21 protein-coding genes and 1 tRNA gene are annotated in these 22178 nt (G+C 66.8%); 8 read left to right on the top strand and 14 right to left on the bottom strand.

Annotation, left to right across the window (positions count from 1 at the left end; translation table 11 throughout):
• Nucleotides 1-21 precede the first annotated feature (21 nt).
• The 5 genes from OEZ60_RS01230 to OEZ60_RS01210 all read left to right on the top strand — a co-directional run bounded on the left by OEZ60_RS01230 (nt 22) and on the right by OEZ60_RS01210 (nt 4435).
• The gene (locus OEZ60_RS01230; protein ID WP_263332407.1) at nt 22-1380 is read left to right on the top strand and encodes a DUF2927 domain-containing protein; all 1359 of its coding nucleotides are present in this window, start codon (nt 22-24) and stop codon (nt 1378-1380) included.
• The gene (locus tag OEZ60_RS01225) at nt 1377-1541 is read left to right on the top strand and encodes a hypothetical protein (RefSeq protein WP_263332405.1); all 165 of its coding nucleotides are present in this window, start codon (nt 1377-1379) and stop codon (nt 1539-1541) included. The genes OEZ60_RS01230 and OEZ60_RS01225 overlap by 4 nt, the downstream gene beginning before the upstream one ends.
• 6 nt (nt 1542-1547) lie before the next feature.
• A complete protein-coding gene (locus tag OEZ60_RS01220; RefSeq protein WP_263332403.1) occupies nt 1548-2729 on the top strand; it encodes a vWA domain-containing protein in 1182 nt (393 codons plus the stop codon).
• Nucleotides 2730-2803: 74 nt separating this feature from the next.
• The gene (locus tag OEZ60_RS01215) at nt 2804-3691 is read left to right on the top strand and encodes a lipase family alpha/beta hydrolase (protein ID WP_263332400.1); all 888 of its coding nucleotides are present in this window, start codon (nt 2804-2806) and stop codon (nt 3689-3691) included.
• Between the two features lie 57 nt (nt 3692-3748).
• Nucleotides 3749-4435 (top strand): M48 family metallopeptidase, encoded by a 687-nt coding sequence (locus tag OEZ60_RS01210; RefSeq protein WP_263332397.1) that lies wholly within the window; start codon nt 3749-3751, stop codon nt 4433-4435.
• 19 nt (nt 4436-4454) lie between these two features.
• Here the strand turns inward: OEZ60_RS01210 and der are convergent, their stop codons facing one another.
• The 4 genes from der to OEZ60_RS01190 form a co-directional block, all read right to left on the bottom strand.
• Nucleotides 4455-5912, bottom strand: coding sequence for a ribosome biogenesis GTPase Der (der, locus tag OEZ60_RS01205; RefSeq protein WP_263332395.1), 1458 nt, complete (start codon nt 5910-5912; stop codon nt 4455-4457).
• A 47-nt stretch (nt 5913-5959) separates the two neighbouring features.
• A complete protein-coding gene (locus OEZ60_RS01200; protein WP_263332713.1) occupies nt 5960-7279 on the bottom strand; it encodes an outer membrane protein assembly factor BamB family protein in 1320 nt (439 codons plus the stop codon).
• 62 nt (nt 7280-7341) lie between these two features.
• Nucleotides 7342-8010 carry a tetratricopeptide repeat protein gene (locus tag OEZ60_RS01195; protein WP_263332393.1) on the bottom strand — a complete coding sequence of 223 codons (669 nt, stop codon included), beginning with the start codon at nt 8008-8010 and terminating at the stop codon, nt 7342-7344.
• Nucleotides 8011-8152: 142 nt separating this feature from the next.
• Nucleotides 8153-10063 (bottom strand): ABCB family ABC transporter ATP-binding protein/permease, encoded by a 1911-nt coding sequence (locus tag OEZ60_RS01190; protein WP_263332391.1) that lies wholly within the window; start codon nt 10061-10063, stop codon nt 8153-8155.
• Between the two features lie 99 nt (nt 10064-10162).
• Here OEZ60_RS01190 and OEZ60_RS01185 point away from each other — a divergent pair, with 99 nt between their 5' ends.
• Nucleotides 10163-10507: an ArsR/SmtB family transcription factor gene (locus OEZ60_RS01185; protein ID WP_263332389.1), complete on the top strand. Its 345-nt coding sequence runs from the start codon at nt 10163-10165 to the stop codon at nt 10505-10507.
• Between the two features lie 5 nt (nt 10508-10512).
• On the opposite strand, the gene OEZ60_RS01180 is transcribed toward OEZ60_RS01185, so the two are convergent.
• Nucleotides 10513-11748: a LysM peptidoglycan-binding domain-containing protein gene (locus OEZ60_RS01180; RefSeq protein ID WP_263332387.1), complete on the bottom strand. Its 1236-nt coding sequence runs from the start codon at nt 11746-11748 to the stop codon at nt 10513-10515.
• Between the two features lie 93 nt (nt 11749-11841).
• On the opposite strand from OEZ60_RS01180, the gene OEZ60_RS01175 reads away from it, so the two are divergent.
• Nucleotides 11842-12408, top strand: a complete 567-nt coding sequence (locus tag OEZ60_RS01175; RefSeq protein ID WP_263332385.1) for an LOG family protein — start codon at nt 11842-11844, stop codon at nt 12406-12408.
• Here the strand turns inward: OEZ60_RS01175 and rarD are convergent.
• The 8 genes from rarD to OEZ60_RS01135 all read right to left on the bottom strand — a co-directional run bounded on the left by rarD (nt 12405) and on the right by OEZ60_RS01135 (nt 18528).
• Nucleotides 12405-13310: an EamA family transporter RarD gene (gene rarD, locus OEZ60_RS01170; protein ID WP_263332383.1), complete on the bottom strand. Its 906-nt coding sequence runs from the start codon at nt 13308-13310 to the stop codon at nt 12405-12407. The genes OEZ60_RS01175 and rarD overlap by 4 nt on opposite strands.
• Nucleotides 13307-14176, bottom strand: a complete 870-nt coding sequence (locus OEZ60_RS01165) for a metallophosphoesterase (RefSeq protein WP_263332381.1) — start codon at nt 14174-14176, stop codon at nt 13307-13309. Before OEZ60_RS01165 ends, rarD begins: the two co-directional genes overlap by 4 nt.
• Nucleotides 14177-14198: 22 nt before the next feature.
• A complete protein-coding gene (locus OEZ60_RS01160; protein WP_263332379.1) occupies nt 14199-14798 on the bottom strand; it encodes a superoxide dismutase in 600 nt (199 codons plus the stop codon).
• Nucleotides 14799-14846: 48 nt separating this feature from the next.
• Nucleotides 14847-14969, bottom strand: a complete 123-nt coding sequence (locus OEZ60_RS01155) for a hypothetical protein (protein WP_263332377.1) — start codon at nt 14967-14969, stop codon at nt 14847-14849.
• A 1-nt stretch (nt 14970) separates the two neighbouring features.
• The gene (locus OEZ60_RS01150; RefSeq protein ID WP_263332375.1) at nt 14971-15819 is read right to left on the bottom strand and encodes a putative rhamnosyl transferase; all 849 of its coding nucleotides are present in this window, start codon (nt 15817-15819) and stop codon (nt 14971-14973) included.
• Between the two features lie 52 nt (nt 15820-15871).
• Nucleotides 15872-16849 (bottom strand): glycosyltransferase family 61 protein, encoded by a 978-nt coding sequence (locus OEZ60_RS01145; RefSeq protein ID WP_263332373.1) that lies wholly within the window; start codon nt 16847-16849, stop codon nt 15872-15874.
• A gap of 359 nt (nt 16850-17208) precedes the next feature.
• Entirely contained in the window at nt 17209-18045 is an 837-nt protein-coding gene (locus OEZ60_RS01140) for an alkaline phosphatase family protein (RefSeq protein WP_263332372.1), read from the bottom strand.
• A 406-nt stretch (nt 18046-18451) separates the two neighbouring features.
• Nucleotides 18452-18528: transfer RNA gene (locus OEZ60_RS01135), tRNA-Arg, on the bottom strand.
• A 214-nt stretch (nt 18529-18742) separates the two neighbouring features.
• Between OEZ60_RS01135 and OEZ60_RS01130 the strand changes: the two genes are divergently transcribed.
• Nucleotides 18743-20926: a S8 family peptidase gene (locus tag OEZ60_RS01130; protein WP_263332370.1), complete on the top strand. Its 2184-nt coding sequence runs from the start codon at nt 18743-18745 to the stop codon at nt 20924-20926.
• A 30-nt stretch (nt 20927-20956) separates the two neighbouring features.
• Here the strand turns inward: OEZ60_RS01130 and OEZ60_RS01125 are convergent, their stop codons facing one another.
• The gene (locus OEZ60_RS01125) at nt 20957-22177 is read right to left on the bottom strand and encodes a cysteine desulfurase (RefSeq protein WP_263332366.1); all 1221 of its coding nucleotides are present in this window, start codon (nt 22175-22177) and stop codon (nt 20957-20959) included.
• Between the last annotated feature and the right edge of the window lies 1 nt (nt 22178).

Raw genomic sequence — 22178 nt, 5'->3', positions numbered from 1 at the left:
TCACACGAACGGACCTGAGCGTTGCGCCTCCTGCTTTGCGCCCTGCTTCTGGCCGCAACCGCCTGCACCCCCGTCCCGCCCCCGCCGGTCACGGCCCGCATGGTGCTGCCGGATCTGCCGCCGATGCGCCGCTTCGCCGGCCCCTCCGTGACACCGCCGCGCCGCGCCAATGCGGACATGGCGGAAGATTTCATGGACCTTTCGTTCCGGCTCGAAAGCGGACGCGAGCTTGCCGTCTTCACGCGCTTCGAAGGCCCCGTACGCGTGCGGATGATCGGTGCCGTGCCTCCGAGCGCGCCGGAAGACCTGCGCCGGCTCCTCAGCCGGCTGCGGAACGAGGCCGGGATCGACATCATCCAGTCTGCCGATCCCGACAGCGAGGTCTCGATCGAATTCCTGCCGCTGCGCACGATGCAGCGCATGGTTCCCCAGGCCGCCTGTTTCGTGGCGCCCCGCGTCGGCTCGTCGCGCGAGTACCGCCGCGCCCGGCGTGCCATGATCGACTGGTACACCCTCACCTCGCGTGAACGCGCAGTGATCTTCATCCCGAGCGACACCGCCCCGCAGGAGGTCCGCGACTGCCTGCACGAGGAACTCGCCCAGGCGCTCGGCCCGCTGAACGACCTCTACCGGCTGCCGGACTCCGTCTTCAACGACGACAACATCCACACCGTGCTGACCGGTTTCGACATACTCATGCTGCGCGCCTATTACGCACCCGAACTGCGCAACGGGATGACTGCCCGCGACGTGGCCGTGCGCCTGCCCGCGCTCCTCGCCCGGCTCAACCCGCGCGGCGAGGCCGTGCGGCCGCGGCGCCCTGAAATCACCCCGCGCGCCTATGCCGACGCGATCGAGACCGCGCTCGGCCCCGGCACCTCCGAGTCGCGCCGCCGCTCGGCCGCGGTCACGGCGATGAACATCGCCCGCGCCAACGGCTGGAAGGATGCGCGCGCCGGCTTCACCTGGCTCGCACTCGGCCGGCTGTCGCTCGGTTACGACGCGGAAGTCGCGGAATTCGCCTTCCGTCAGGCCGCCGCGATCTATCACAGCCAACCCGGCCTCGCACTGCACGCCGCCCATGCCGACATGCAGCTTGCCGCCTTCGCCCTCTCGCAGGGCCGCGCGAACGAGACCATCGCGCTCGCGGACGCCTCCATTCCTGCGGTCTCCGCGGCCGAGAACGCCGCCCTCCTCGCCCATTTCCTGATGGTCAAGGCCGAGGCGCTCGACATGCTCGGACGCAGCGGCGAGGCACGGCAGGTCAGGCTCGACAGCCTCGGCTGGGCGCGCTATGGCTTCGCCTCCGATACCGAGGTCTGGGGGAGGCTGATGAACATCGCCGCACTCTCCCCGGTCCAGAGAGCGAGACATCCATGATCTTCTTCGCCGCCACCCTTCTCGGCGCCCTCACCGGCTGGCTGCGCGCGACGCGCCGCGGCGGCGACCGGCTCGACAAGCTGCAGTATGCCGCGGTTCACGCGATCATCTTCGCCATCGCCGGGCTCTTCGTCACCATCGCCGTCCACCGCCTGTCCTGATCCCGCATGTTCCTTCGCTTCTTCGAGACACTCCGCAAGACCGGCATCCCGGTCACCTTGCGCGAGTATCTCGGCTTTCTCGAAGGCATGGCCTCGGGCCTCGTCACCTACGACATCGAAGGCTTCTACTACCTCGCCCGCACCGCGATGGTGAAGGACGAGCGCCATCTCGACCGCTTCGACCGCGCCTTCTCGGAGGCCTTCAAGGGGCTCGAGGCGATCTCGGTCGAACAGGTGCTGGAGGCAATCGACCTTCCGGTCGAATGGCTGGAGAAACTCGCCGAAAAGACGCTGAGTGAAGAAGAGAAGGCGCAGATCGAAGCCCTGGGCGGGTTCGAGAAGCTGATGGAGACGCTGAAGAAGCGGCTCGAGGAACAGAAGGGCCGCCATCAGGGCGGTTCGAAATGGATCGGCACCGCCGGCACCTCTCCCTTCGGCGCCTATGGCTACAACCCCGAAGGCGTCCGGATCGGCCAGAAGGAAAGCCGCCACCAGCGCGCGGTGAAGGTCTGGGACCGGCGCGATTTCCGGAATCTCGACGACACGGTCGAGCTTGGAACCCGCAACATCAAGGTGGCGCTGAAACGGCTCCGCCGCTGGGCGCGCACGGGGGCGGCAGAGGAACTGGACCTCGCGGGCACGATCCGCGCCACCGCCGAACACGGCTACCTCGACGTCAAGACCCGGCCGGAACGGCACAATGCGGTGAAGGTGCTGCTCTTTCTCGATGTCGGCGGCTCGATGGATCCGCATATCCGCGTCGTCGAGGAACTATTCTCGGCCGCCCGCGCCGAGTTCAAGCATCTCGAGTACTACTACTTCCACAACTGCCTCTACGAGGGCGTCTGGCGCGACAACCGCCGCCGCTGGGACCAGCAGACCCCGACCTGGGAGGTGCTTCGGACCTATGGCGGCGACTACAAGGCGATCTTCGTCGGCGACGCCTCGATGTCACCCTACGAGATCGCCTATCCCGGCGGCGCGAACGAGCACTGGAACGCCGAGGCCGGTCAGGTCTGGCTGGCCCGCGCGCGCGAGCACTGGCCCTCCAATGTCTGGCTCAATCCCCTGCCCGAGCGGCACTGGCAATACACCCAGTCGGTCGGCATGGTCCGCCAGATCTTCGAGGGCCGGATGTTCCCGCTGACGCTCGAAGGGATCGGACGGGCGATGAAGGCGATGACCTGACCCGGCCGAGGCGGTCCCGCTTGATCTGAATCGCCCGATGCCGGAGGCTGGACCTCCGTTCCCGATCCGGCGCCATGCTCCTTCGCTTCATCCTTGCCTTCCTCGTGATCACCCTCACCGGCTGCGGCGCCCCCACGCTGCCACCGCGCGGAGCAGAGTCCCCCCTGGCCTACGACCGCGCCGAGGTCGCGCGGGCGCCCAGGCTCGCGATCCTCGTGCCCGGCGCCTTCGCCTCGGTGTCGATCTTCGCCGCTGCCGACCGCTGGCGCGATGCCGGCTACGCGCTCGTCTACTACCGCTTTCCCGGCCTCGACGGCCTGCCGCTCGATCACGCGCTGAGGATCGAGACGGCGGCCGACACCATCGCCGAGTTCGCGCGAGAGCATCCCGGCAAGAAGATCCGGCTTTTCGGCTATTCCGCCGGCGGGCCGATCGTCATCGAGGCGGCCCGCCGCCTTGAGGGCTACGACGTCCGCGCCGCCGCCCTGGCCCCGTCGCCGGATCACGCGGGCGGTATCCGGACCACGCTGCGCGGAACGCTCGACCTGCTCGGCGCTGCGAGACGTGCCGGAACATTCGACCGCGACGCGGTCTGGGAGGAATACTACCGTGTCCTCCTCTTCGGCCGCGCGGGGCTTGCCGATCCCGAGCTTGCCGAACTCTCGCGCAGGATCGCGGCGGAACAGCGCGGAAAGATCCTCGTCCCCGACCGGGAAATGGCGCGCGCACACACCCGCGACCTGCGCCAATGGAGACTAGAGCCGGTGCCGGACTGGCTCCAGCCGCGCGTTCGCATCTATCTCGGCCGCGAGGACCCGATCTTCTCGCTCGACCAGACCCTCGCCGTGGCGCAGAAGGCCGGCGACGGCGGGGTCTACGCCTATCCCCGACAAGGGCATCTGATGTTCCTGACCGGACCCCGCGTTTTCGACGACGTGCTGGCCTTCTTCGAGGATCCCTGAGAAGAGGACACCCTGGCGCCCTTTCCAACCACACCGTCCCGCCCCCATATATAACCCATGCTGAAGCTGACCCCGATCCTCCTTGCGCTGCTTTACGGCGTCGTGATCTACCGCTTCTCCGCCTGGCGGACGGCGCGGACGCTCGACGCGCAATCGACGCCGCTCGCAGATCCGCAGCTTCTCGCCGTGACCGCCCGCCTCGCAACCGCGCTCGGCATCCAGCGCGTCCCGGTCCATCTGTACGAGATCGCGCCTGTGAATGGCCTCGCCGCACCGGACGGCCGCATCTTCCTCACGCGGGGCTTTTACCAGAAGTTCCGCGAGGGCGCGGTTACAGCCGAGGAAATGGCGAGCGTCATCGCCCACGAACTCGGCCATGTAGCACTTGGCCACGCAAGGCGCCGGATGATCGACTTTTCCGGCCAGAACGCGATCCGGGTCGTGCTGGCGACGGTTCTCGGCCGGTTCCTGCCCGGGATCGGCATCTATGTCGCGGGGTTCCTCACCTCGCTGCTCGCCGCTCGGCTGAGCCGTCAAGACGAATACGAAGCCGACGAATGGGCCTCGGCGCTGCTCGTCAAGGCGGGGATCGGCACCGGCCCGCAGAAGTCGCTGTTCTCGAAGCTCGAAACCCTCACCGGCATGGGCGGCAGCGCCCCGGCATGGATGATGAGCCATCCGAAATCCGCCGACCGCATCGCCGCGATCGAGGCCAACGAGGTTAAATGGGGCGTGACGCGCTGAGAGCGCGCCACCTGCGCCATCACTTCTTTACCGGGTTCCCGACGTGCTTTCTCAGCCGCGACGGCGTGTGGAACTTCTTGTCCTTGTAGGGGTTCTTGTCGCCCTGATCGCGGAACGTCAGCCGGACCGGCGTTCCCGGCATGTCAAAATCGGCCCGCAACCCGTTGACAAGATAGCGCGAATAGCTGTCGGGTAGCTGGTCGGCATGGTAGCACATGACGACGAATGCGGGCGGCCGCGTCTTCACCTGGGTCATGTACCTGAGCTTGATCCGACGCCCGCCCGGCGCCGGGGGCGGATGCGCCTCCGTCATCGCGCCGAGCCACTGGTTGAGCTTCGCCGTCGTTATCCGGCGGTTCCAGACGTCATAGGCCTTCAGGATCGCGTTGTGGAGCCGGTCGAGCCCCTTGCCGGTCTTGGCCGAGACCGTGACCAGCGGCGCACCCTTGAGCTGCGGCAAAAGTCGCTCGAACGCCTCGCGCAACTCCTTCAGCTTCTCGGTCTTGTCCTCTTCGAGGTCCCACTTGTTGGCGGCCAGCACCACCGCACGGCCCTCGGTCTCGGCGAAGTCGGCGATCCGCAGGTCCTGCTGCTCGAACGGGATGCCGACGTCGAGGAGCACGACCACGACCTCGGCGAAACGGACGGCGCGGAGACCGTCTGCAACGGAAAGCTTTTCAAGCTTTTCAGTAACTTTCGCTTTCTTCCTCATGCCGGCGGTATCGAAGATCCGCATCGGCGTGCCCATGAAGTCGGCGCTGACCGAGATCGCGTCGCGGGTGATCCCGGCTTCCGGGCCGGTGAGCAGGCGCTCTTCGCCGATGATCTTGTTGATCAGCGTCGACTTGCCGGCGTTCGGCCGCCCGATCACGGCGATCTGCAAGGGTTTCTCGCGGGTCGGCTTGCGCGGGCCCTCGTCGGCCTCGTCGTCGCTGACGTCGACATCGACCTCGGGCGCGTCCACCGCGGCGCGGGCTGCGAACTCCTCGGCCAGCGGACGGAGCATGTGGTAAAGCTCGTCCATCCCCTCGCCATGTTCGGCCGAGAGCCGCAGGGGCTCGCCGAGGCCGAGCGCATAGGCCTCGATCACGCCGGCGTCGGCCGCCCTGCCCTCGGCCTTGTTGGCGGCGAGGATCACATGGGCGTTCTTCTTCCTCAGGATCTCGGCGAAGACCTGGTCGGTCGGCGTGACCCCGGCCCGCGCGTCGATCACGAAGAGGCAGATATCGGCCATCTCGACCGCGCGCTCGGTCAGCCGCCGCATCCGGCCCTGAAGGCTGTCGTCGGCCACGTCCTCGAGCCCGGCGCTGTCGATCGCGATGAAGCGCAGGTCACCGAGCCGCGCCTCGCCCTCGCGCAGATCGCGGGTGACGCCCGGCTGGTCATCGACGAGCGCGAGCTTCTTGCCCACGAGCCGGTTGAACAGCGTGGACTTGCCGACATTGGGGCGCCCGACAATGGCGAGGGTGAAGCTCATATGCGTATCCTTGAGGGCCGAAGCCGCCCTCTTACACAAGCTTTCGCCTAGCGGAAAGCCTGAAGCGTGCCCGATTTGCTCACCACGTAGAGCACGCCGCCAGCCACCGCCGGCGCCGAGGCCGCGCCGCCCGGCAGTTCCACCGTCCGGACAAGCGCCCCCGAGGCGGGATCGAAGCTGCGGATCAAGCCGTCGGAGGAGGCGACGACCAGCCGGCCACCGGCAAGAACCGGGCCGTAATGGGCAACGATGTCACGGCGCCGCTTGTCGCGGTCCTTGGTGAAATAGGGCATGTCGACGCGCCAGACCTCGGCGCCGGTCGCCGCGTCGAGCCGCATCAGCTGATCCTCGTCGTTGACGAAGAAGACAGCGCCCCCGGCGACCGCGACGGGGCTCGTCGCGCCATCGCGGGCCGACCAGAGCGTGAGACCGGTATCGGCATTGACCGCCGCCAGCCGGCCGGCCGAGGTGCCGGCATAGACGACGCCGTCCGCGATCACCGGATCGCCGGTCAGGTCCGCGAACGAGGCATAGGCACGGCCGCGTCTTTGACCCGCGACATTGGCGCTCCAGAGACCGACGCCGCTGTCCTTCGCGGCCGCGACCATCTGACCCGAAGTGAAGGGGAAGATCGCCTGCCGCGCATCGACTGCCGGCGCGGCGGCTCCCAACACGCCGGCATTCGAGGGCGTACCGGGCAGCACCCATTCGACCTTGCCGTCCGACGCGCGCACGGCCCAGGCCGAGGCGTCGCGCGCAACGACGTAGACGCGCCCGTCCGAGACCGCCGGCGCGCCGCCGACCGCGGCGTCGAAACGCTGGCGCCAGACGACCGCGCCGCTCGCCGGATCGAGCGCCAGAAGCTCGCCATAGCCGCTCGTCGCGAAGACCCGACCCTCGCCATAGGCGAGACCGCCGCCCGAGGCGTCGCCGCTCCGCTCGGACGGCGGCGTCAGGTCGGCCTGCCACAGCGTCGCGCCATTGGTGCCGGTCGCGGTCACGGTCGCCCTGGAGTCGAGCGTGAAGATCCGCCCCGCTGCGACGATCGGATCGGCGGTGATGCGGTTCCTGCGGCCGTCGCCCTCACCGACCCGCGCGCTCCAGAACGGCGCCGGCGACGCCGAGAGCGCGACATGCCCGATCCGGTGGGTGGTCGCGCCGCCGCGATGGGTCCACTCCGCGTTCCGCTGCATCGCCGGCAGCGAGATCGGCGCCGCGACGGCCGCTGCCGGCGCAAGCTGCGCGGCATCGGCTCCGATGGCGGCGGCCCGCACGTCCTGACGCTCGCCTTCGAGGATCACCTCGGGGTCCGTGCAGGCCGAAACCAGCACGAGAATGCCTGCCGCACCAATCGCTCGGGAAATCATCACCTGCCTGCCTCTTCGTTCGTTGCATCCCCGGCGGCGCGCGACGGCGCACCGCCCGCCCGTCAGGCCGCTTCGGGATCGCCGCCCAGAATTACAATCAACTGCGTCACGCGCCGGCGCAAGCCCGCGGTCACGTCCGGTTCCTCGAGGATCCGCCGCAGAAGCTCCAACGCCTCGTCGTCCTTCGCGTCGGCCATCAGCACCAGCGCCTGCTGCTCCAGCGCCAGAACCCGGAACGGCGCACCGGGCTGGGCGAGTTCCTCGAGCGCCGCGTCGCGCTCGGCCGCATCCATCTCGGCGCCCGCCAGGATCACCGCCTTGAGCCGGGCGAGATTGCGGTAGCCGGCCGAAACCTCGGGATCTGCCGCCAGCGCCTCGAACCGGTCGCGCGCGCCGTCGCGATCGCCCGACCGCAGCGCCTCGTGCGCGGCGAGGAGGGTCACTATCGCGCGCTGCCCGGCGCCATCGCCGACGCCGTCCGCACCGATCGTCTCCAGCGCCGCGAGCCGCGCCGCGGCATCGTCGGATTCGAGCGCGGCCACGATACTGTCGCCGAAGCCTTGCGCGGCGGTCTTGTGGCGCGCCTTCTGCCACTCGGTATACCCTGCGCCGCCGACGATCAGCACGACGAGCGCGATGCCGATCCAGCCGTATTTGCGCATCAGCGCAAAGAGCTTGTCGCGGCGGACCTCCTCGGTCACCTCGTCGATGAAACTGTCGGTTTCGCTCACGCCGATCTCCCTCGTGCCTAGGCCCGCGACGGGCCCGGTCTGCGGCCCGTCTTACACGCAAGCCCGAGCCCTTGCCAAGCCCGGAGCCGCCGCCGCAACGCCCGCGCGCTGATCCCTGCGCGCGGGTCCAGGAGATCCGGTCTCAGTTCTTCGGCGCGTAGTGCCACTGGCGATCGGGCGGCAAGTCGGTGACAAGCACGTCCTCGGCACCGGCGGCCAGCCTTTCGGCCGGCGCCGCCGCCGCGTCGTCCTCCTCGGCGGACTGGCGCGCCCACATCGCCGCATAGCGGCCGCCCCTGGCGAGCAGGTCGTCGTGCCGCCCGATCTCGGCGATCTCGCCCTTTTCGAGCACCACGATCCGGTCGGCATCGGCAATCGTCGAGAGCCGGTGCGCGATGGTGATCACCGTGCGGCCCCTGCCCATCGCCTTCAGGCTTTCCTGGATGTCGCGTTCGGTCTGGGTGTCGAGGGCCGACGTCGCCTCGTCGAGAAGCAGGATCGGCGGGTTCTTCAGGAGCGTCCGGGCGATCCCGACGCGCTGCTTCTCGCCGCCCGAGAGCTTCAGGCCGCGCTCGCCGACCTTGGTTTCGTAGCCTTCCGGTAGCGACATGATGAAGTCGTGGATCTTCGCGGCCTTTGCCGCCGCGATCAGCTCCTCGCGGCTGGCCTCGGGGCGACCGTAGGCGATGTTGTAAAGGACCGTGTCGTTGAAGAGCACGGTGTCCTGCGGCACGACGCCGATCAGCGCGTGCAGCGAATCCTGGGTGACGTCGCGCAGATCCTGCCCGTCGATCCGGAGCGCCCCGCCGGTGACGTCATAGAACCGGAAGAGGAGCCGCCCGATGGTCGACTTGCCCGAGCCCGACGGCCCGACGATCGCCACGGTCTCGCCGGCCCCGATGGACAGGCTGATGCCCTTGAGGATCGGCCGGGCCGCGTCATAGCCGAACTTCACCCGGTCGAGCGTGACCTCGCCGCCCTTCACCGAAAGCGGCTTTGCGCCGGGCCTGTCGGTGACCTCGGCGGGTTGTTCGAGAAGGTCGAACATCTCGCCCATGTCGACCAGCGCCTGGCGGATCTCGCGGTAGACGGTGCCGAGAAAGTTCAGCGGCATGGTGATCTGGATCATGTAGGCGTTGACCATGACGAAATCGCCCACCGTCAGCGTTCCCGACTGCACCCCGAAGGCGGCCATGACCATCACGATCACCAGCCCCGCGGTGATCAGCAGAGCCTGGCCGAAATTCAGGAGCGAGAGCGACTGACCGGTCTTGATGGCAGCACCTTCATAGCCGCGCATCGCCTCGTCGTAGCGGTGCGCCTCGCGTGCCTCGGCGCCGAAATACTTCACCGTCTCGAAGTTCAGGAGGCTATCGATCGCCTTCTGGTTCGCGTCGGTGTCCTGTTCGTTCATCTTTCGGCGGATCTTCACCCGCCATTCGGTGATCTTGAACGTGTAGGTGACATAGAGCGTGATCGTGACCAGCACGACGGCCGCGTAACGCCAGTCGAACAGCAGCGCGAAGATCACCGTCACCATGCTGAGTTCTAGGATCAGCGGACCGACCGACAGGAGCATGAAGCGCAGCAGGAACTCGACCCCCTTCACGCCGCGCTCGATCACCCGGCTCAGGCCGCCGGTCTTGCGGGTGATGTGGTAGCGCATCGACAGGCGATGGATATGGGTGAAGGTCTCGAGCGCGAGCTTCCTCAGCGCCCTTTGCCCCACGCGCACGAAGATCACGTCCCTGAGCTCGTTGAACCCGATCGTGCCGATCCGCGCCATCCCGTAGGCCACCGTGAGCCCGATCGCCCCCATCGCGAGCAGCCAGGCGTCGCCCCGCCCCTCGCCCGAAAGCGAATCCACGGCCGCCTTGTAGAAGAACGGCGTCAGCACCGAGACGATCTTGGCGACGACCAGCGCGCTCAGCGACAGAACAACGCGCCGCTTCACCCAGAACTGGTCCTCGGGCCAGAGATAGGGCGTCACGCGTTTCAGCGTTCGCGCGCTGCGACGCCAGCCCTCCTTCGTCGTTCCCTGGTTGCCAGCCATCCGGTCACCGCCTCTCGCGCCGCGTGCCTAACCCGGTTGATCGCAACGGCGGTCTCGGGTATCAAGATCATATTTCAACGTTTCATGAGTAGTTGAACAGTGGAGCAGAGTAAAGCCCTGAACGCGCTGTCGGCGCTGGCCAACGGGACCCGGCTGGAACTCGTGCGCGCCCTGATCGGAACGGGTGCCGAGGGGCTCGCGGCAGGCGATATCGCGCGACGCCTCGACGTTTCCGCGTCGCGGCTGTCGTTCCACCTCTCGGCGCTGGAACAGGCCGGGCTGATCACGTCGCGCCGGGAATCGCGCCATGTCTTCTACATGGCGGACGCCGGGGTGATCGGACAGGTCATCGCCTATCTGCTCAACGACTGCTGCTGCGCGCATCCCGAGATCCGCGCCTGCTGCACGCCGGAGACTGAAGGAAGCCTGCCACCGGGTCTCTGAGCAGGCTATTCGGCCGGCGCCGGCACGGTGAATATCTGGCCGGGATAGATGAGGTCCGGATCGCGGATCTGCTCCTTGTTCGCCTCGTAGACCTTCACATAGAGGATACCACTGCCATAGTTCTCGCGCGCGATCCGCCAGAGCGTGAAGCCCGGCTGCACGGTGACGATCGAGGCTTGCGTCGCCGGTGTACGCGGCGCGTCGCCCTCTGTCGCCACGGCGGTCGGGGCGGTTCCTCCTGCCGGAGCGGCGCCAGTGTCCGGAGCAGTCACGGACCCGTCGACCGTCGCACTCCCGTTCGCGGCCGCGGTGGAAAGCTCGGGAACTGCGTTGGTACGAAGCGCTGCGGCGACCGTTTCGGCCGCCTCGCGCAGAAACGGAGTCTCGAAGCGCGCGGTGACCTTGCCGCCCCCGTCGATCTGGTCGATCCGCATCGTATAGAGCCCCGGAGACAGATCCGAGAGTTCGGCCGTCCAGCGTCCGCCAGTTTCGACCGGAACCGTCAGGATCTCGCGGTTGTCGAGATAGACCCGGGCAAAGCTGCCGGAAGCGCCATGTCCGGCCACGCGGACGGCACCGGACGGCGCGTAGCCGATCGTGTCGATCACGATATCGCCGGGCGATACCGGCGAAGACTGCCGGCGCACGCCCTCGGAATCGACGATCAGCACATCCGGCTGGTCAGCCACTTCTGCCTCCGGTTGGGCGGGGGTTTCCTCCTCCGGTGCTGCTTCGACGACTTGGTCCGGTTCGCCAAATGGTTCGACGACCACCGCCGCCTCCGAAGCGACAACGCTGCCGTCTTTCTGAGACGTCTCCAACGTCAGGACACGCGGCTCGTCGCTCGGTGGCAACGAAAGCAGGGCCGCGAAGCTCCCTTTCGAGTCCGCGACCGCGGTCTGGGCTTCAGCGCCGTCGATACGGATCGTAACCGACGCCCCCGCTTCGGCGCGCCCGGCCACGAGCAGCGATCCCCCCGCATCGACCCGCACCGTGTCGAAAGACGGTACCGACGGCGATTCCGCCGCCGGTTTGGGCGGCTCCGGCGCGTTTGGCGCCTGCACGGCTGGAGCCGGCTGGGATACCGTCGCCGTCTCTTCGTCCGGCGACCCGGTCGGCAACCCGACCGGTGGCAGCAGAAAATGGCCGATCACTGCCGCCAAGGCGAGCCCGCCGAGCACACCGCCGACCCACTTCAATGCAGCGGCGCCGTCGCTCCGGGCTACCGACTTGTCTTCCATGCATTTCCCCTCAGATGCGCATCCTTCCGTCGCGCTTGAGCGACCATAGCAACGCCGTTATCAGGGGTCAAAGCAACCCTGCGCGAGGATCCCATGTCCAGAACCCGGCATTCCGTCTGCGTCTACTGCGGCTCGCGCGTCGGCGCCCGTCCGGCCTACCCTGAGGCCGCGCGCGCAACCGGGTCGATGCTCGCGGCGAACGGCTGGCGGCTGGTCTACGGAGCGGGCGATGTCGGCCTGATGGGCGAGGTCGCCCGCGCCGCCCAAAGCGCCGGAGGCGAGACCTTCGGCGTGATCCCTACGCACCTTTTGTCGCTCGAAGTGGGCAAGCGCGATCTCTCGACCTTCGTCGTCACCGAGACGATGCACGAACGCAAGAAGGTCATGTTCATGAACGCCGACGCCGTCGTGGTTCTGCCCGGCGGCGGCGGATCGCTCGACGAGTTCTTCGAGGTGCTCACCTGGCGCCAGCTCGGGCTCCACGCGAAGCCGATCGTCCTCCTGAACACCCAGGGCTATTGGGACCGGCTCGTCGCGCTCATCGACGCGATCGTCGACGAGGGATTCGCAGACGCCTCGCTGCGGGGCTTCGTCGAGGTGGCCTCGACGGTCGAGGCGCTCGAGGCGGTGCTGCGGCGCGGCTTCGCCACGCGCGGCTAGACCGCGACCGGCACCTGCCGGCGCCGGCGCTCCTGCCGCAGCGCGCTCAGCGAATAGACGGCAAGCGCGGTCCAGATCAGCGGGAAGGCGATCATGTGCCAGAGCGTCACCGGCTCGGCGAAAATCAACGCGGCGACGGCAAACTGCAGCGTCGGGTTGAGGTACTGGACGAGGCCCACGGTCGCCATCCGCACCCGCTTGGTGGCGTAGGAAAAGAGCATCAGCGGGCCTCCTGTCAGGATGCCCGACAGCGCGAGGATCACGCTGTCGTGCCAGTTGGCGCCGAAGGCACCGCCGCCCCTGCCCCAATGCCCCGAATGGACGCCCCAGAGCCAGAGCGCGGCCACGGGCGCGAGTAGCGTCACCTCGGCCGCGACCGACACGACCGGCCCCGCCTCGATCCGGCGCTTGAGCAGGCCGTAGATCCCGAATGTCGTGGCGAGAAAAAGCGCGATCCAGGGGGCGGCGCCGAGCCCGCCGGTCAGCACCGTGACCGCCAGCGCGGCCAGCGCCACCGCCGCCCACTGACCCCGGCTGAGCGTTTCGCCGAAAATCACGCGGCCGATCATCACCGCGACCAGCGGGAAGATGTAGTAGCCGAGCGAGGCCTCGATCGCGCGGCCGTTCTGGATCGACCAGATGAAGCCGAACCAGTTGGCCGAAATCATCAGCGCGGCGACAGCGACCAGGAGGACGGACCGCCCGGCAACGAGCGCGGGCAGAAGCCGGAGCCTGCCCTGGACGGCAAGGACGGCCAGAAAGAATACCAGCGACCAGAGCGTGCGATGGGCCAGCACCTCGGGCGGAGGAACATGGGCCACCGCCTTGTAGAAGATCCCCGACAGGCCCCAGACCGTACAGGCCAGGACCATCGCCAGAACGCCCTTGACCGCCTCGCTCATGCGCTGATCTCCACCATCGTGATCTCCGGCACGACGCCGAGGCGCACCGGCAGGATCGAGCAGCCGATCCCACCCGAGACGACGAGGTCGCGGCCCTCTTCGCGGACATGGCCATAGGCGAAGCGGTTGCCGTAGGCGGAGGGCACGAGCGGCGAATAGCCAAAGCACCGGACCTGCCCGCCATGCGTATGGCCCGACAGCGTGAGCGCGATCCGCTCCGGCACGCGCGGAAATATATCCGGCTCATGCGCGAGCAGGATCGCCGGTTCGTCACCTTCGATCTGGGCGAGCGTGCCGTCGAGATCGTCGACGCCCGTATATCGGCCCGGCCCGTCGACCAGCGCCAGCTGGTCGCCAAGCCCGGCGAGCCAGAAATCCCCGGCCGGCCGGACGATCTTCAGCGCGTGGTTCTCCAGCACCGGGATGCCGTTCGCTTCGAGCGCGGTGCCCGCGAGAACCGGCCCGGCGCGGCGGCGCTGGGCGCTCCGGTCATCCCACCAGTCGTGGTTGCCGAGGATCCCGTAGACACCGAGCGGCGCGGAGAGCCGGCCAAGCGCGGCGGCCGTCTCGGCCACCGGGACCTCTTTCGTGACGAAGCGGTGTCCAGCCGCGAGGTCGCCGAGCACGACGACGAGATCGGCGCCAAGCGCATTGGTGCGCGCGACGATCCGCCTGAGCCGGCGCAGCGGCACGAAGGGCTCGCCCATGTGAAGGTCCGCCACGACGGCGATCCTCAGCGGCGCCCCGCGCCAGCCCTCGGGCCTCACCTGCCAGCGCCGCACCCGGAGCCGCAGCGCCGGCTCGACAAAGAAGGCATAGGCGGAGGCGAAAAGGCCCGCCAGGAATACCCCCAGCAGGCCCCTCAATACGCCGCGCCGCGAGATCACCTCAGAGACGCGAGGCGACGTTTTCCCAGTTCACGAGCTTGTCGAGGAAGTTCGTGAGATAGGCGGGGCGCTTGTTGCGGAAGTCGATGTAGTAGCTGTGCTCCCACACGTCGCAGCCCAGAAGCGCGGTCTGGCCGAAGCAGAGCGGGTTCACGCCGTTCTCGGTCTTGGTGACCTTGAGGCTACCGTCCTTGTCCTTGACGAGCCAGCACCAGCCCGAGCCGAACTGGCCCGCACCGGCGGCGGCGAAATCGTCCTTGAACTTCTGGACCGAACCGAAAGCCTCGGTGATCGCCTTTTCCAGCTCGCCCGGCATCGCCTTGCCGCCCGGCCCCATCATCTCCCAGAACTGGTTGTGATTCCAATGCTGCGAGGCGTTGTTGAAGATGCCGTTCTGCGCGACCGCACCGGCCTGGTAGGTGCCGGTGATGATGTCCTCGAGCGACTTGCCCTCCCACTCGGTCCCGGCAATCAGCTTGTTGCCGTTGTCGACATAGGCCTTGTGGTGCAGGTCGTGGTGATACTCGAGCGTCTCCTTCGACATGCCGAGCGCGGCGAGCGCGTCGTGGGCGTAGGGAAGATCGGGAAGTGTGAAGGCCATGGTTCTGTTCCTTTCGCGCGGAAATTTGCCCGCCCAGTAGAAACGCCTTCAAGCCTCAAAGGTCAATGGCTTGACGGCCTCAAACCCACGAATCCCGGCCGCCTTGATATGCCAGAGCCGGCAGATAAAGGCGGCGGCCAAGAACTTCGTGCTACGCTGGAACGCGGCCATTTCACGTTGGTTCCACCACGAACTGGTCAAGCCGACAAAGCGCCAGCCCCTCATCGTCGAGAAAATCGAAATGCCGCTCCCTCACGCGGCGCAGTTCAGCGACCGAGGCGGGTACCATGCCACGCTTCTTAAGGATGCGCGCCTCGTGGCGTGGCGTGTCGTTATCGCCGCGATGCGTGACGATGTTCGGAAAATGTGGATCAGTCACCGATACCATGCGGGACGGGATCTGGTAGTGCCCCCAATCGAACACCGTCCGGTCACGATGGCGAGTCATGGCGCCCGCCGAGAAGAAGGGGCTATACCAATTGTAGATACCTTCGGTCGGGCCATCGGTTACACAATAGTACTGCTGAGCGAAGCTTATCGCGAAGTTCTGGTTTTCCCACATCGCCGTGGCGTGACGCCGGGCGCGACGGATAAAATCCTTCGAAACGCAGTCGTCGTCGTCCAACCGAAACTGAAGCGTGTCGCCCGGCGCGATTGCCAGTTCCGCCAAGGTCTCCCGGATCACGTCGGAGATATGCGTTGGCGGCACGAACCTCAGGACGACCGCTTTCACGCCGGCGCATATGCGGACTAGACGCTCCCTATAGTCGGCGGGCAGCCGGTCCGAGGCCACGACGAGGAACCGAAAGTCCTGATCGCTCTGGGCTGCGAGCGATTTCAGCGTCAGATGCTCGAATGTAGCAAGCCGGTTCTCCATCCGATCCGGCGCGAAGAGTTCGCGAGCCTTCTCTTCATAGATCTCCTCGAGCTTGTCATCCGGCTGGTTCCTGTAGGCCTTCCAATCACCGCGCCCCAGCATCGAGAACCGGCAGACGCCCAATATGTTCATGTTGTCGTGCATCTTATGATTCCCCTACTGCTAGACCAACGTAGCATTTCGTGGTGCAGGACACTCAGGTGTTCACTTGCGAGGCACGGCGTTTCAAGTTCGTCTTTGCTTTTGTAGCGGCCATATCAACTGCTTCGGCCAACTGAGCCTTTGTCGGAGCACACCAAACGTCGGACTTTTTAATGAACCCGCCTGCGCCAAGACATCTCCCCACCTCGGAGAAGTCCAATTCTCCCCAGGTCTGGTGATTTGCAAAATTCTGTGTCTCGGGCATCCAATCTGCCGCCAAGGCGTTGATGATTACTGGCGGATGCCCCATGAATGACTCCAATTGGGTGGCAATCGCGGTGAACGCTTCGGAATTACGGCGCAAGACAATTGCCGCGCGCTGATCTTCGCGCGCCACGAATCCAAAAAGATGGAAAGCCGATCCATCTAGGCCGACGACATGTTTCGCCGCCTTGTAGAGTGCTAGCTGACGCGGCAGTGAAAGACGTTGCGGATGGATCACGGTGTATCCCAACGCCTCCATATTTGCTTCCAGACATGCCTCGCTCAGCACGCCGCCCTGCCCGCCGAATTGTGTTCGGGAAATGTACAGCTTTTCCGGCCCATCGGGCTCTATCGAAGCCGCCATGACGTTTAGCAAGTCCTTGAATTCCGGCGTAGCGCGGGAAATTCGACCAAGCCCGAAACCCTGACCGGGAACGATCAGTTCGTCGACCTCGACCGGGTCTGTTACAATCCGAGCGGGGATCCCGATATCTAGGAGTTCGTAGAGTGCAGACTGGTAGCCCTTAAAATCGGTCAGTGCATCATGGCGCGGAACGAACAGAACACTCTCAGCGTCAACTCTTCCGCGAATCCACAACCGCGAGATCGTTTCCATCAGGAAATGGCCGAAATTTCCGAAGAACAAGCCGCCCCAGATATGACGTCCGGACCACTTCTCAACCGGAACGGGCCGTTCGCTCAGGGGTTGCGTAAATCGCTTACCAAACCGCCACAAAGCGGCATGCGCATAGTCGAAATCGCCATCCATCACGCCACATTGCTGAAGGTATTGCGATCTCGACGGAGGGCAAACAAGCGCACTGCTCACGGAAGTATAATCCCGCGACCATCCAGCTTCGGGCAAAGGTTCCGACATGCCTGCTCCATTCATCTGCTCGCAGGTATGTCTAGCGGTCTCAACCATTCAAGGCAACGACAACCGGCCGGCAACACAACCTGTCCGGTCAGCCTGACCAAATCCCTCAGCCAGGAAGCGATTCCCGGACCGCTCAGGTGCGGCAGGTCTTACCCTCGGCGAGCGCATCGAGGTCGGCCGGGCACAGTTCCAACTGCACGCTTTCGCTCCTTCGATCCAGCGCTCTTGCGGACATCGTGACAGATCCCGGCTCACACCAGGAACGGCTCGTCGCGCATCGTCTCCGGTATCTCCACGCCGAGGCGCGCGAGGATTGTCGGCGCGAGCTGGGTCTGGTTCAGGAGCGTATCCGGCGCGGGTCCTTCGGCCGGGCCGAAGTAATAGAGCGCGAAGTCGCGCTGCACGTCCTCGGCCCCGCCGTGATGGCCGCGTTTGGACTGGCCGTGGTCGGCGGTCACGATGACCTCGTAGCCCGCCTTGCGCCAACGCTCGACATAGGGCGCGAGCTGGCCGTCGAGCTTGAAGCAGGCGAGGTCCATCTGGATGCAGTCGTGGCCGAAGCGGTGACCCATGCTGTCCAGGGTGCAGGTATGGAGCATGCCGTAGTCGATCCCGTGCCTCTCGGCCAGCATGGTGAGCGTCGCGAAGAGGTCGGCGTCGCAGGGCGTCATCTGGTTGTCGTGGCCATAGCCGGTCATCGTGTGGAAGCGGCCGTGGCTGATCGGACCCTGCCCCGGCTCGTCGTATTCGATGTCACGGACCGGATCGAAGGGCGCGCGATTGAAAAACTCCGACCAGAAGCTGTGGGCCACGGCGCCGGTGCGGCCTCCGGCCTTTGCCACCTCGGAGAAGACGTCCGGCTCGGCCACCCTGAAGATCGACTCATTCGATGTCACCCGGTGCACCTGGGGGCTGACCCCGGTATGAATCGAGGCATAGCAGGAGGCCGAGGTGGACGGCATGACCGACCGCATCCGCCAGACCCGCGCCTCGCCTGAGGCGACCCAGCCCTCCAGATTGCCGAAGAAGCCGCGCCAGTTGGCATAGGGCACGCCGTCGATGATGATGAGGAGAAGCTTTCGATCCAAGATATCCGCCCTTTCCCGCCGCGGCGCCGCGCCGCAATCCCGCGTAATCTTTGCCTTGTGCGTGCCGCGAGCATTGCCGAAAGCGGCATCCGCGAGTCGGCCTTCGACCGCGGACGGTCCCGGCGCCCGGAAACCGTGGCCGATGGCGACGAAACCTGGACGGAGGCAACGGCACAGCGCCCGTGCTCTCGGAACGGGCATGTCTAGTATGGCCCGCCGGTCAGGCGAACAGCGATGGGTTTAAGGCTCATCTCTGGCGCGCCTCGGCAGTTTCGCTGCGGCGCCACTGACAGCAGGTAGCGCCCCACTTTACACTGCGGCACGCGCCGATGCGCGCCATCGCACCGGACGCACGCGCCGCCACGCCATGATAGGATATCAAGCTTCTGTAATCACTTTGGGATTTTGGCGCACCCGACAGGATTCGAACCTGTGACCTCTGCCTTCGGAGGGCAGCACTCTATCCAGCTGAGCTACGGGTGCGCGGTCCTCGCCTCTATAGCGACAAGTTTCCCGTCCCGCAATGGGGGCTTTGCATGGCCCGTTCGAGATCGAGGGCAGCCGGGCACCGCAAGCTGCGGCATGTCCGCCGCACCGCCGTTCTAACTGAAGCTGAAGGAGCATTCGGCCCTCGCTCCAGCGTCTTTCCCGGTTAGAGAATGGGAAGATGGCAGACCGAGAGCTGGAATCACCACGCATGGCCGAACGCCTCCATTGCTGCATTCGCGCGTCCCTCGCCAAGCGACTTCGCCCCGGCCGCAAAGAAACTCCCTGTCGGCCGGTCCTGTTTCTTGGCATTGGCGCGGTTCTGGTTCTGACCGCGTGCAAGGGAGGCGAAAGCGCCGCCACGCTGCCGATCCCGGTGCCGGGCGGGGCGGGAACGCTCGGCTCCTACTTCGTGCAATCCTTCGAACCCTACGAGGCCGCAGCGGCGGCACTCCGGGACACAACGGCGCGCTACCTCTTCCAGAAGAACGAATGGCGGTTCAGCGCCGTTCCGGGCCCCACCTTTTCCAGCTATCCCCTGGCGTCGGCCCGCACCGAATACGCCCATGCCGTCGGCTTGACGGGCGCGGGGCAGACGATCTCCATCGTTGACGAGGGTTTCCGGCAAACGCACGACACGATCGCCGGCAGGACAGTCGCCACATCGGGCGCGTTGCCGGTTGCGGATCATGGGACCGCCGTGGCCTCGGTCGCCGCGGGCTCGTCGTCGAGGATGATCGGTGTCGCGCCGGGCGCGAACCTCGCGCTCGGCAGTTCCGGCTCGGCTTCCTCGGTGACGGCGGCGACCCGCACGGCCCTGCGGCTCGGCGCCGTCGCCCAGAACAATTCCTGGGGCTTTCCGGTGCCAGCCACGGCGGAAAGTTTCAACACCGTCTTCGGCACTTCGGACGGTGCCGCCTACCTTGCCGCACTCGACGCCTACGCTGCCAGAGGCGTCGTCGTCTTCGCCCTGTCGAACGACAAGGCCGCGACCACCTCCGAGCTCATGGAGGGTCTGCCCGCCCTGCGGCCAAGCCTGGAGACGGGCTGGCTCGCGGTCGGAAACGCAACCCCGGCATTCGACGCCGCCAGCGTCCAGTCGGCGCAGATGCAATCCGCCTCCTGTCTCAACGCCGCCCGATGGTGCCTTGTCGCCGACGGAAGCTGGAACGCCGCCACCGCGGCCTCGAACAGTTCATACGGTTTCACGGTCGGCTCCTCGTTCGCCGCACCCCAGGTCGCCGGGGCGCTGGCGATCCTGGCCGAGGCATTCCCGAACCTGACACCGCATCAGTTGCGGCTGCGCCTGCTCGCCTCGGCCGACAATGGCTTCTTCGCGCCGGACGGATCGGTCGAACTCGTGCCCGGCTTCGTGCATGGCTACAGCGACGTCTACGGGCATGGCTTTCTCGACGTCAGGGCGGCCCTGCTGCCGATCGGCACAACCAGCATGAGCCTGCCCGGCGGCGTCGAGGTCAAGACCACCGGGCCGGTGATCGTCGCGGGAGCGGCCATCGGGGACGCCGTCGAGCGCAGCCTCGGCGTGATCGAGGTCGAGGTCACGGACAGCCTCGCGGGCGGGTTCCGGATGCCTGCCGGGGCGCTGACCGCAAGCTCGGTGCCGCGGCCCATGGCCGAGGGACTTCTGGCACGGGCGACCTCCGACGACCTTTCGGCCCGGCGCGCCGCCGCCGCGCAGGCACTGACGGAACCGTTCCGCGCGTTCAACGGCCGGACGCTCGATTTCACAAGCCCCGATGGCAGCCTGTCCGGCGCGCTCCTGATCCCGGCGAGCGGCGACGCGGACGCCGGATACGGGATCAGCGCCAAACACGCGCTGATCGACGGGCCGGTCGGGCTCGACATCGGCGTGAAGATCGCGCACGACCGCGGCGCGCTCGGGCTCGGCGCCGCGGATGACGGGCTTCCGGCAAGCGACCTCGTCGCCCTCCAGCTCGGCTTGACGGGCGAGAGCGCGAGTGGCGGGTTCATCTCGCTCTCCTGCGAGACCGGCATCGCCGATCTCGGTGCCCCGGCCTATCTGTCAGGCGTCTCGGCGGCGCGGTTCTCAAGCCTCGACCTCGATCTCGGCCAGCGCGAGGTCTTCGCCTCCGGCGACCGGCTGAGCTTCCGCGCTTCCTTGCCGATGGCGGTGACCTCGGGGCGCGCCGAAATGGTTCTGCCAGTGGTCCGCAGCGCCGGACGCTCCGCATTCGAACCGGTGGCGCTCGACCTCGCGCCCTCCGAGCGGCAGGTCGACCTCGCGATCAGCTACCAGCGGCCGTTGGCGCCCGGACTGGAGTTCCTCGCCGAGCTCGCTTACGCGGAAAACTACGGCAACCGCGCGGGCGTTTCGGATACGGCCGGCGTGCTGGCGATCACCTTCTCGTTCTGATCGCCGGGGCGGCCCCTGCCCCGTCTCCCTTCAGGCGAAAAGCTCGTGGCAAAGCTCCAGCGCCTCGACCAGCGAATCGACCTCGGCGCGGGTGTTGTAGAGCCCGAACGAGGCGCGGCAGGTCGCGGTGACGCCGTAGAACTCCAGCAGCGGCATCGCGCAATGGGTGCCGGCGCGCACCGCGACGCCCTTCTTGTCGAGGACGGTCGAGATGTCGTGGGCATGCGCCGCCCCTTCCAGCGTGAAGGAGAAGATCGCCCCCTTGCCGGGCGCGGTGCCTTGCAGGTTGAGCCAGTTCAGCCCCTTGAACCGGCTCAGCGCGTAGTCGCGCAGATCCGCCTCATGCGCGGCGACATTCGCCATGCCGAGGCCCATGAGATATTCCAGCGCGACCCCCATGCCGATCTGCTGGACGATGCCGGGCGTCCCGGCTTCGAACTTCATCGGCGGGTCGTTGTAGGTCACCGCATCCCGGTAGACGTCGCGGATCATGTCGCCACCGCCGAGGAAGGGACGCATCTCGGCCATCCGCTCCTTCGCGATCCAGATCGCGCCCGACCCGGTCGGCCCGTAAAGCTTGTGGCCGGTGATCGCGTAGAAGTCGCAGCCGATCTCGGCGACCGACACCGGCCGGTGCACCGCGCCCTGCGAGCCGTCGACGAGGACCGGCACGCCCTTCTCGCGCGCGCCGCGGCAGATCGCGGCGACATCGACGAGGGTTCCGGTCACGTTCGACATCTGGGTGACTGCGACGAGCTTCGTCCGGGGGCCGATCGCGGCGATGACCTTCTCGGGGTCGAGCGTGCCGTCCGGCTCCGGCTCCACCCATTTCAGCACCACGCCCTGACGCTCGCGCAGGAAGTGCCACGGCACGATGTTGGCGTGATGTTCGAGCACCGACAGCACGATCTCGTCGCCGGGCTGCATCCTGGGCGCGGCCCAGGCATAGGAGACGAGGTTGATCCCTTCGGTCGTGCCGGAGGTGAAGACGATCTCCTCGGAATCGGGCGCGCCGAGGAAGCGGGCGACGATGGCGCGCACCCCCTCGTATTTCTCGGTGGCGAGGTTCGACAGGTGGTGCAGGCCGCGATGGACGTTGGCATATTCCATCTCGTAGGCCTGCGTGATCGCCTCGATCACGACGCGCGGCTTCTGCGCCGAGGCTCCGTTGTCGAGGTAGACGAGCGGCTTGCCGTTCACCTCGCGCGAGAGGATCGGAAAATCGGCGCGGATCTTGGCGACGTCGTACATG

The organism is Albidovulum salinarum, from assembly GCF_025673475.1.
Lineage (GTDB): Bacteria > Pseudomonadota > Alphaproteobacteria > Rhodobacterales > Rhodobacteraceae > Albidovulum > Albidovulum salinarum.
Note: the sequence above shows the minus strand (reverse complement) of the source record. Positions and strands in the feature narration are given on the sequence as shown.

Bases quoted from the DNA above. Each gene is read 5' to 3' on its own strand.
- OEZ60_RS01225 (WP_263332405.1), top strand. From the start codon at position 1,377: ATGATCTTCTTCGCCGCCACCCTTCTCGGCGCCCTCACCGGCTGGCTG.
- OEZ60_RS01220 (WP_263332403.1), top strand. From the start codon at position 1,548: ATGTTCCTTCGCTTCTTCGAGACACTCCGCAAGACCGGCATCCCGGTC.
- OEZ60_RS01215 (WP_263332400.1), top strand. From the start codon at position 2,804: ATGCTCCTTCGCTTCATCCTTGCCTTCCTCGTGATCACCCTCACCGGC.
- OEZ60_RS01210 (WP_263332397.1), top strand. From the start codon at position 3,749: ATGCTGAAGCTGACCCCGATCCTCCTTGCGCTGCTTTACGGCGTCGTG.
- der (WP_263332395.1), bottom strand. From the start codon at position 5,912: ATGAGCTTCACCCTCGCCATTGTCGGGCGCCCCAATGTCGGCAAGTCC.
- OEZ60_RS01200 (WP_263332713.1), bottom strand. From the start codon at position 7,279: ATGATTTCCCGAGCGATTGGTGCGGCAGGCATTCTCGTGCTGGTTTCG.
- OEZ60_RS01190 (WP_263332391.1), bottom strand. From the start codon at position 10,063: ATGGCTGGCAACCAGGGAACGACGAAGGAGGGCTGGCGTCGCAGCGCG.
- OEZ60_RS01180 (WP_263332387.1), bottom strand. From the start codon at position 11,748: ATGGAAGACAAGTCGGTAGCCCGGAGCGACGGCGCCGCTGCATTGAAG.
- OEZ60_RS01175 (WP_263332385.1), top strand. From the start codon at position 11,842: ATGTCCAGAACCCGGCATTCCGTCTGCGTCTACTGCGGCTCGCGCGTC.
- rarD (WP_263332383.1), bottom strand. From the start codon at position 13,310: ATGAGCGAGGCGGTCAAGGGCGTTCTGGCGATGGTCCTGGCCTGTACG.
- OEZ60_RS01160 (WP_263332379.1), bottom strand. From the start codon at position 14,798: ATGGCCTTCACACTTCCCGATCTTCCCTACGCCCACGACGCGCTCGCC.
- OEZ60_RS01155 (WP_263332377.1), bottom strand. From the start codon at position 14,969: ATGGCCGCGTTCCAGCGTAGCACGAAGTTCTTGGCCGCCGCCTTTATC.
- OEZ60_RS01150 (WP_263332375.1), bottom strand. From the start codon at position 15,819: ATGCACGACAACATGAACATATTGGGCGTCTGCCGGTTCTCGATGCTG.
- OEZ60_RS01145 (WP_263332373.1), bottom strand. From the start codon at position 16,849: ATGGATGGCGATTTCGACTATGCGCATGCCGCTTTGTGGCGGTTTGGT.
- OEZ60_RS01130 (WP_263332370.1), top strand. From the start codon at position 18,743: ATGGCCGAACGCCTCCATTGCTGCATTCGCGCGTCCCTCGCCAAGCGA.
- OEZ60_RS01125 (WP_263332366.1), bottom strand. From the start codon at position 22,177: ATGTACGACGTCGCCAAGATCCGCGCCGATTTTCCGATCCTCTCGCGC.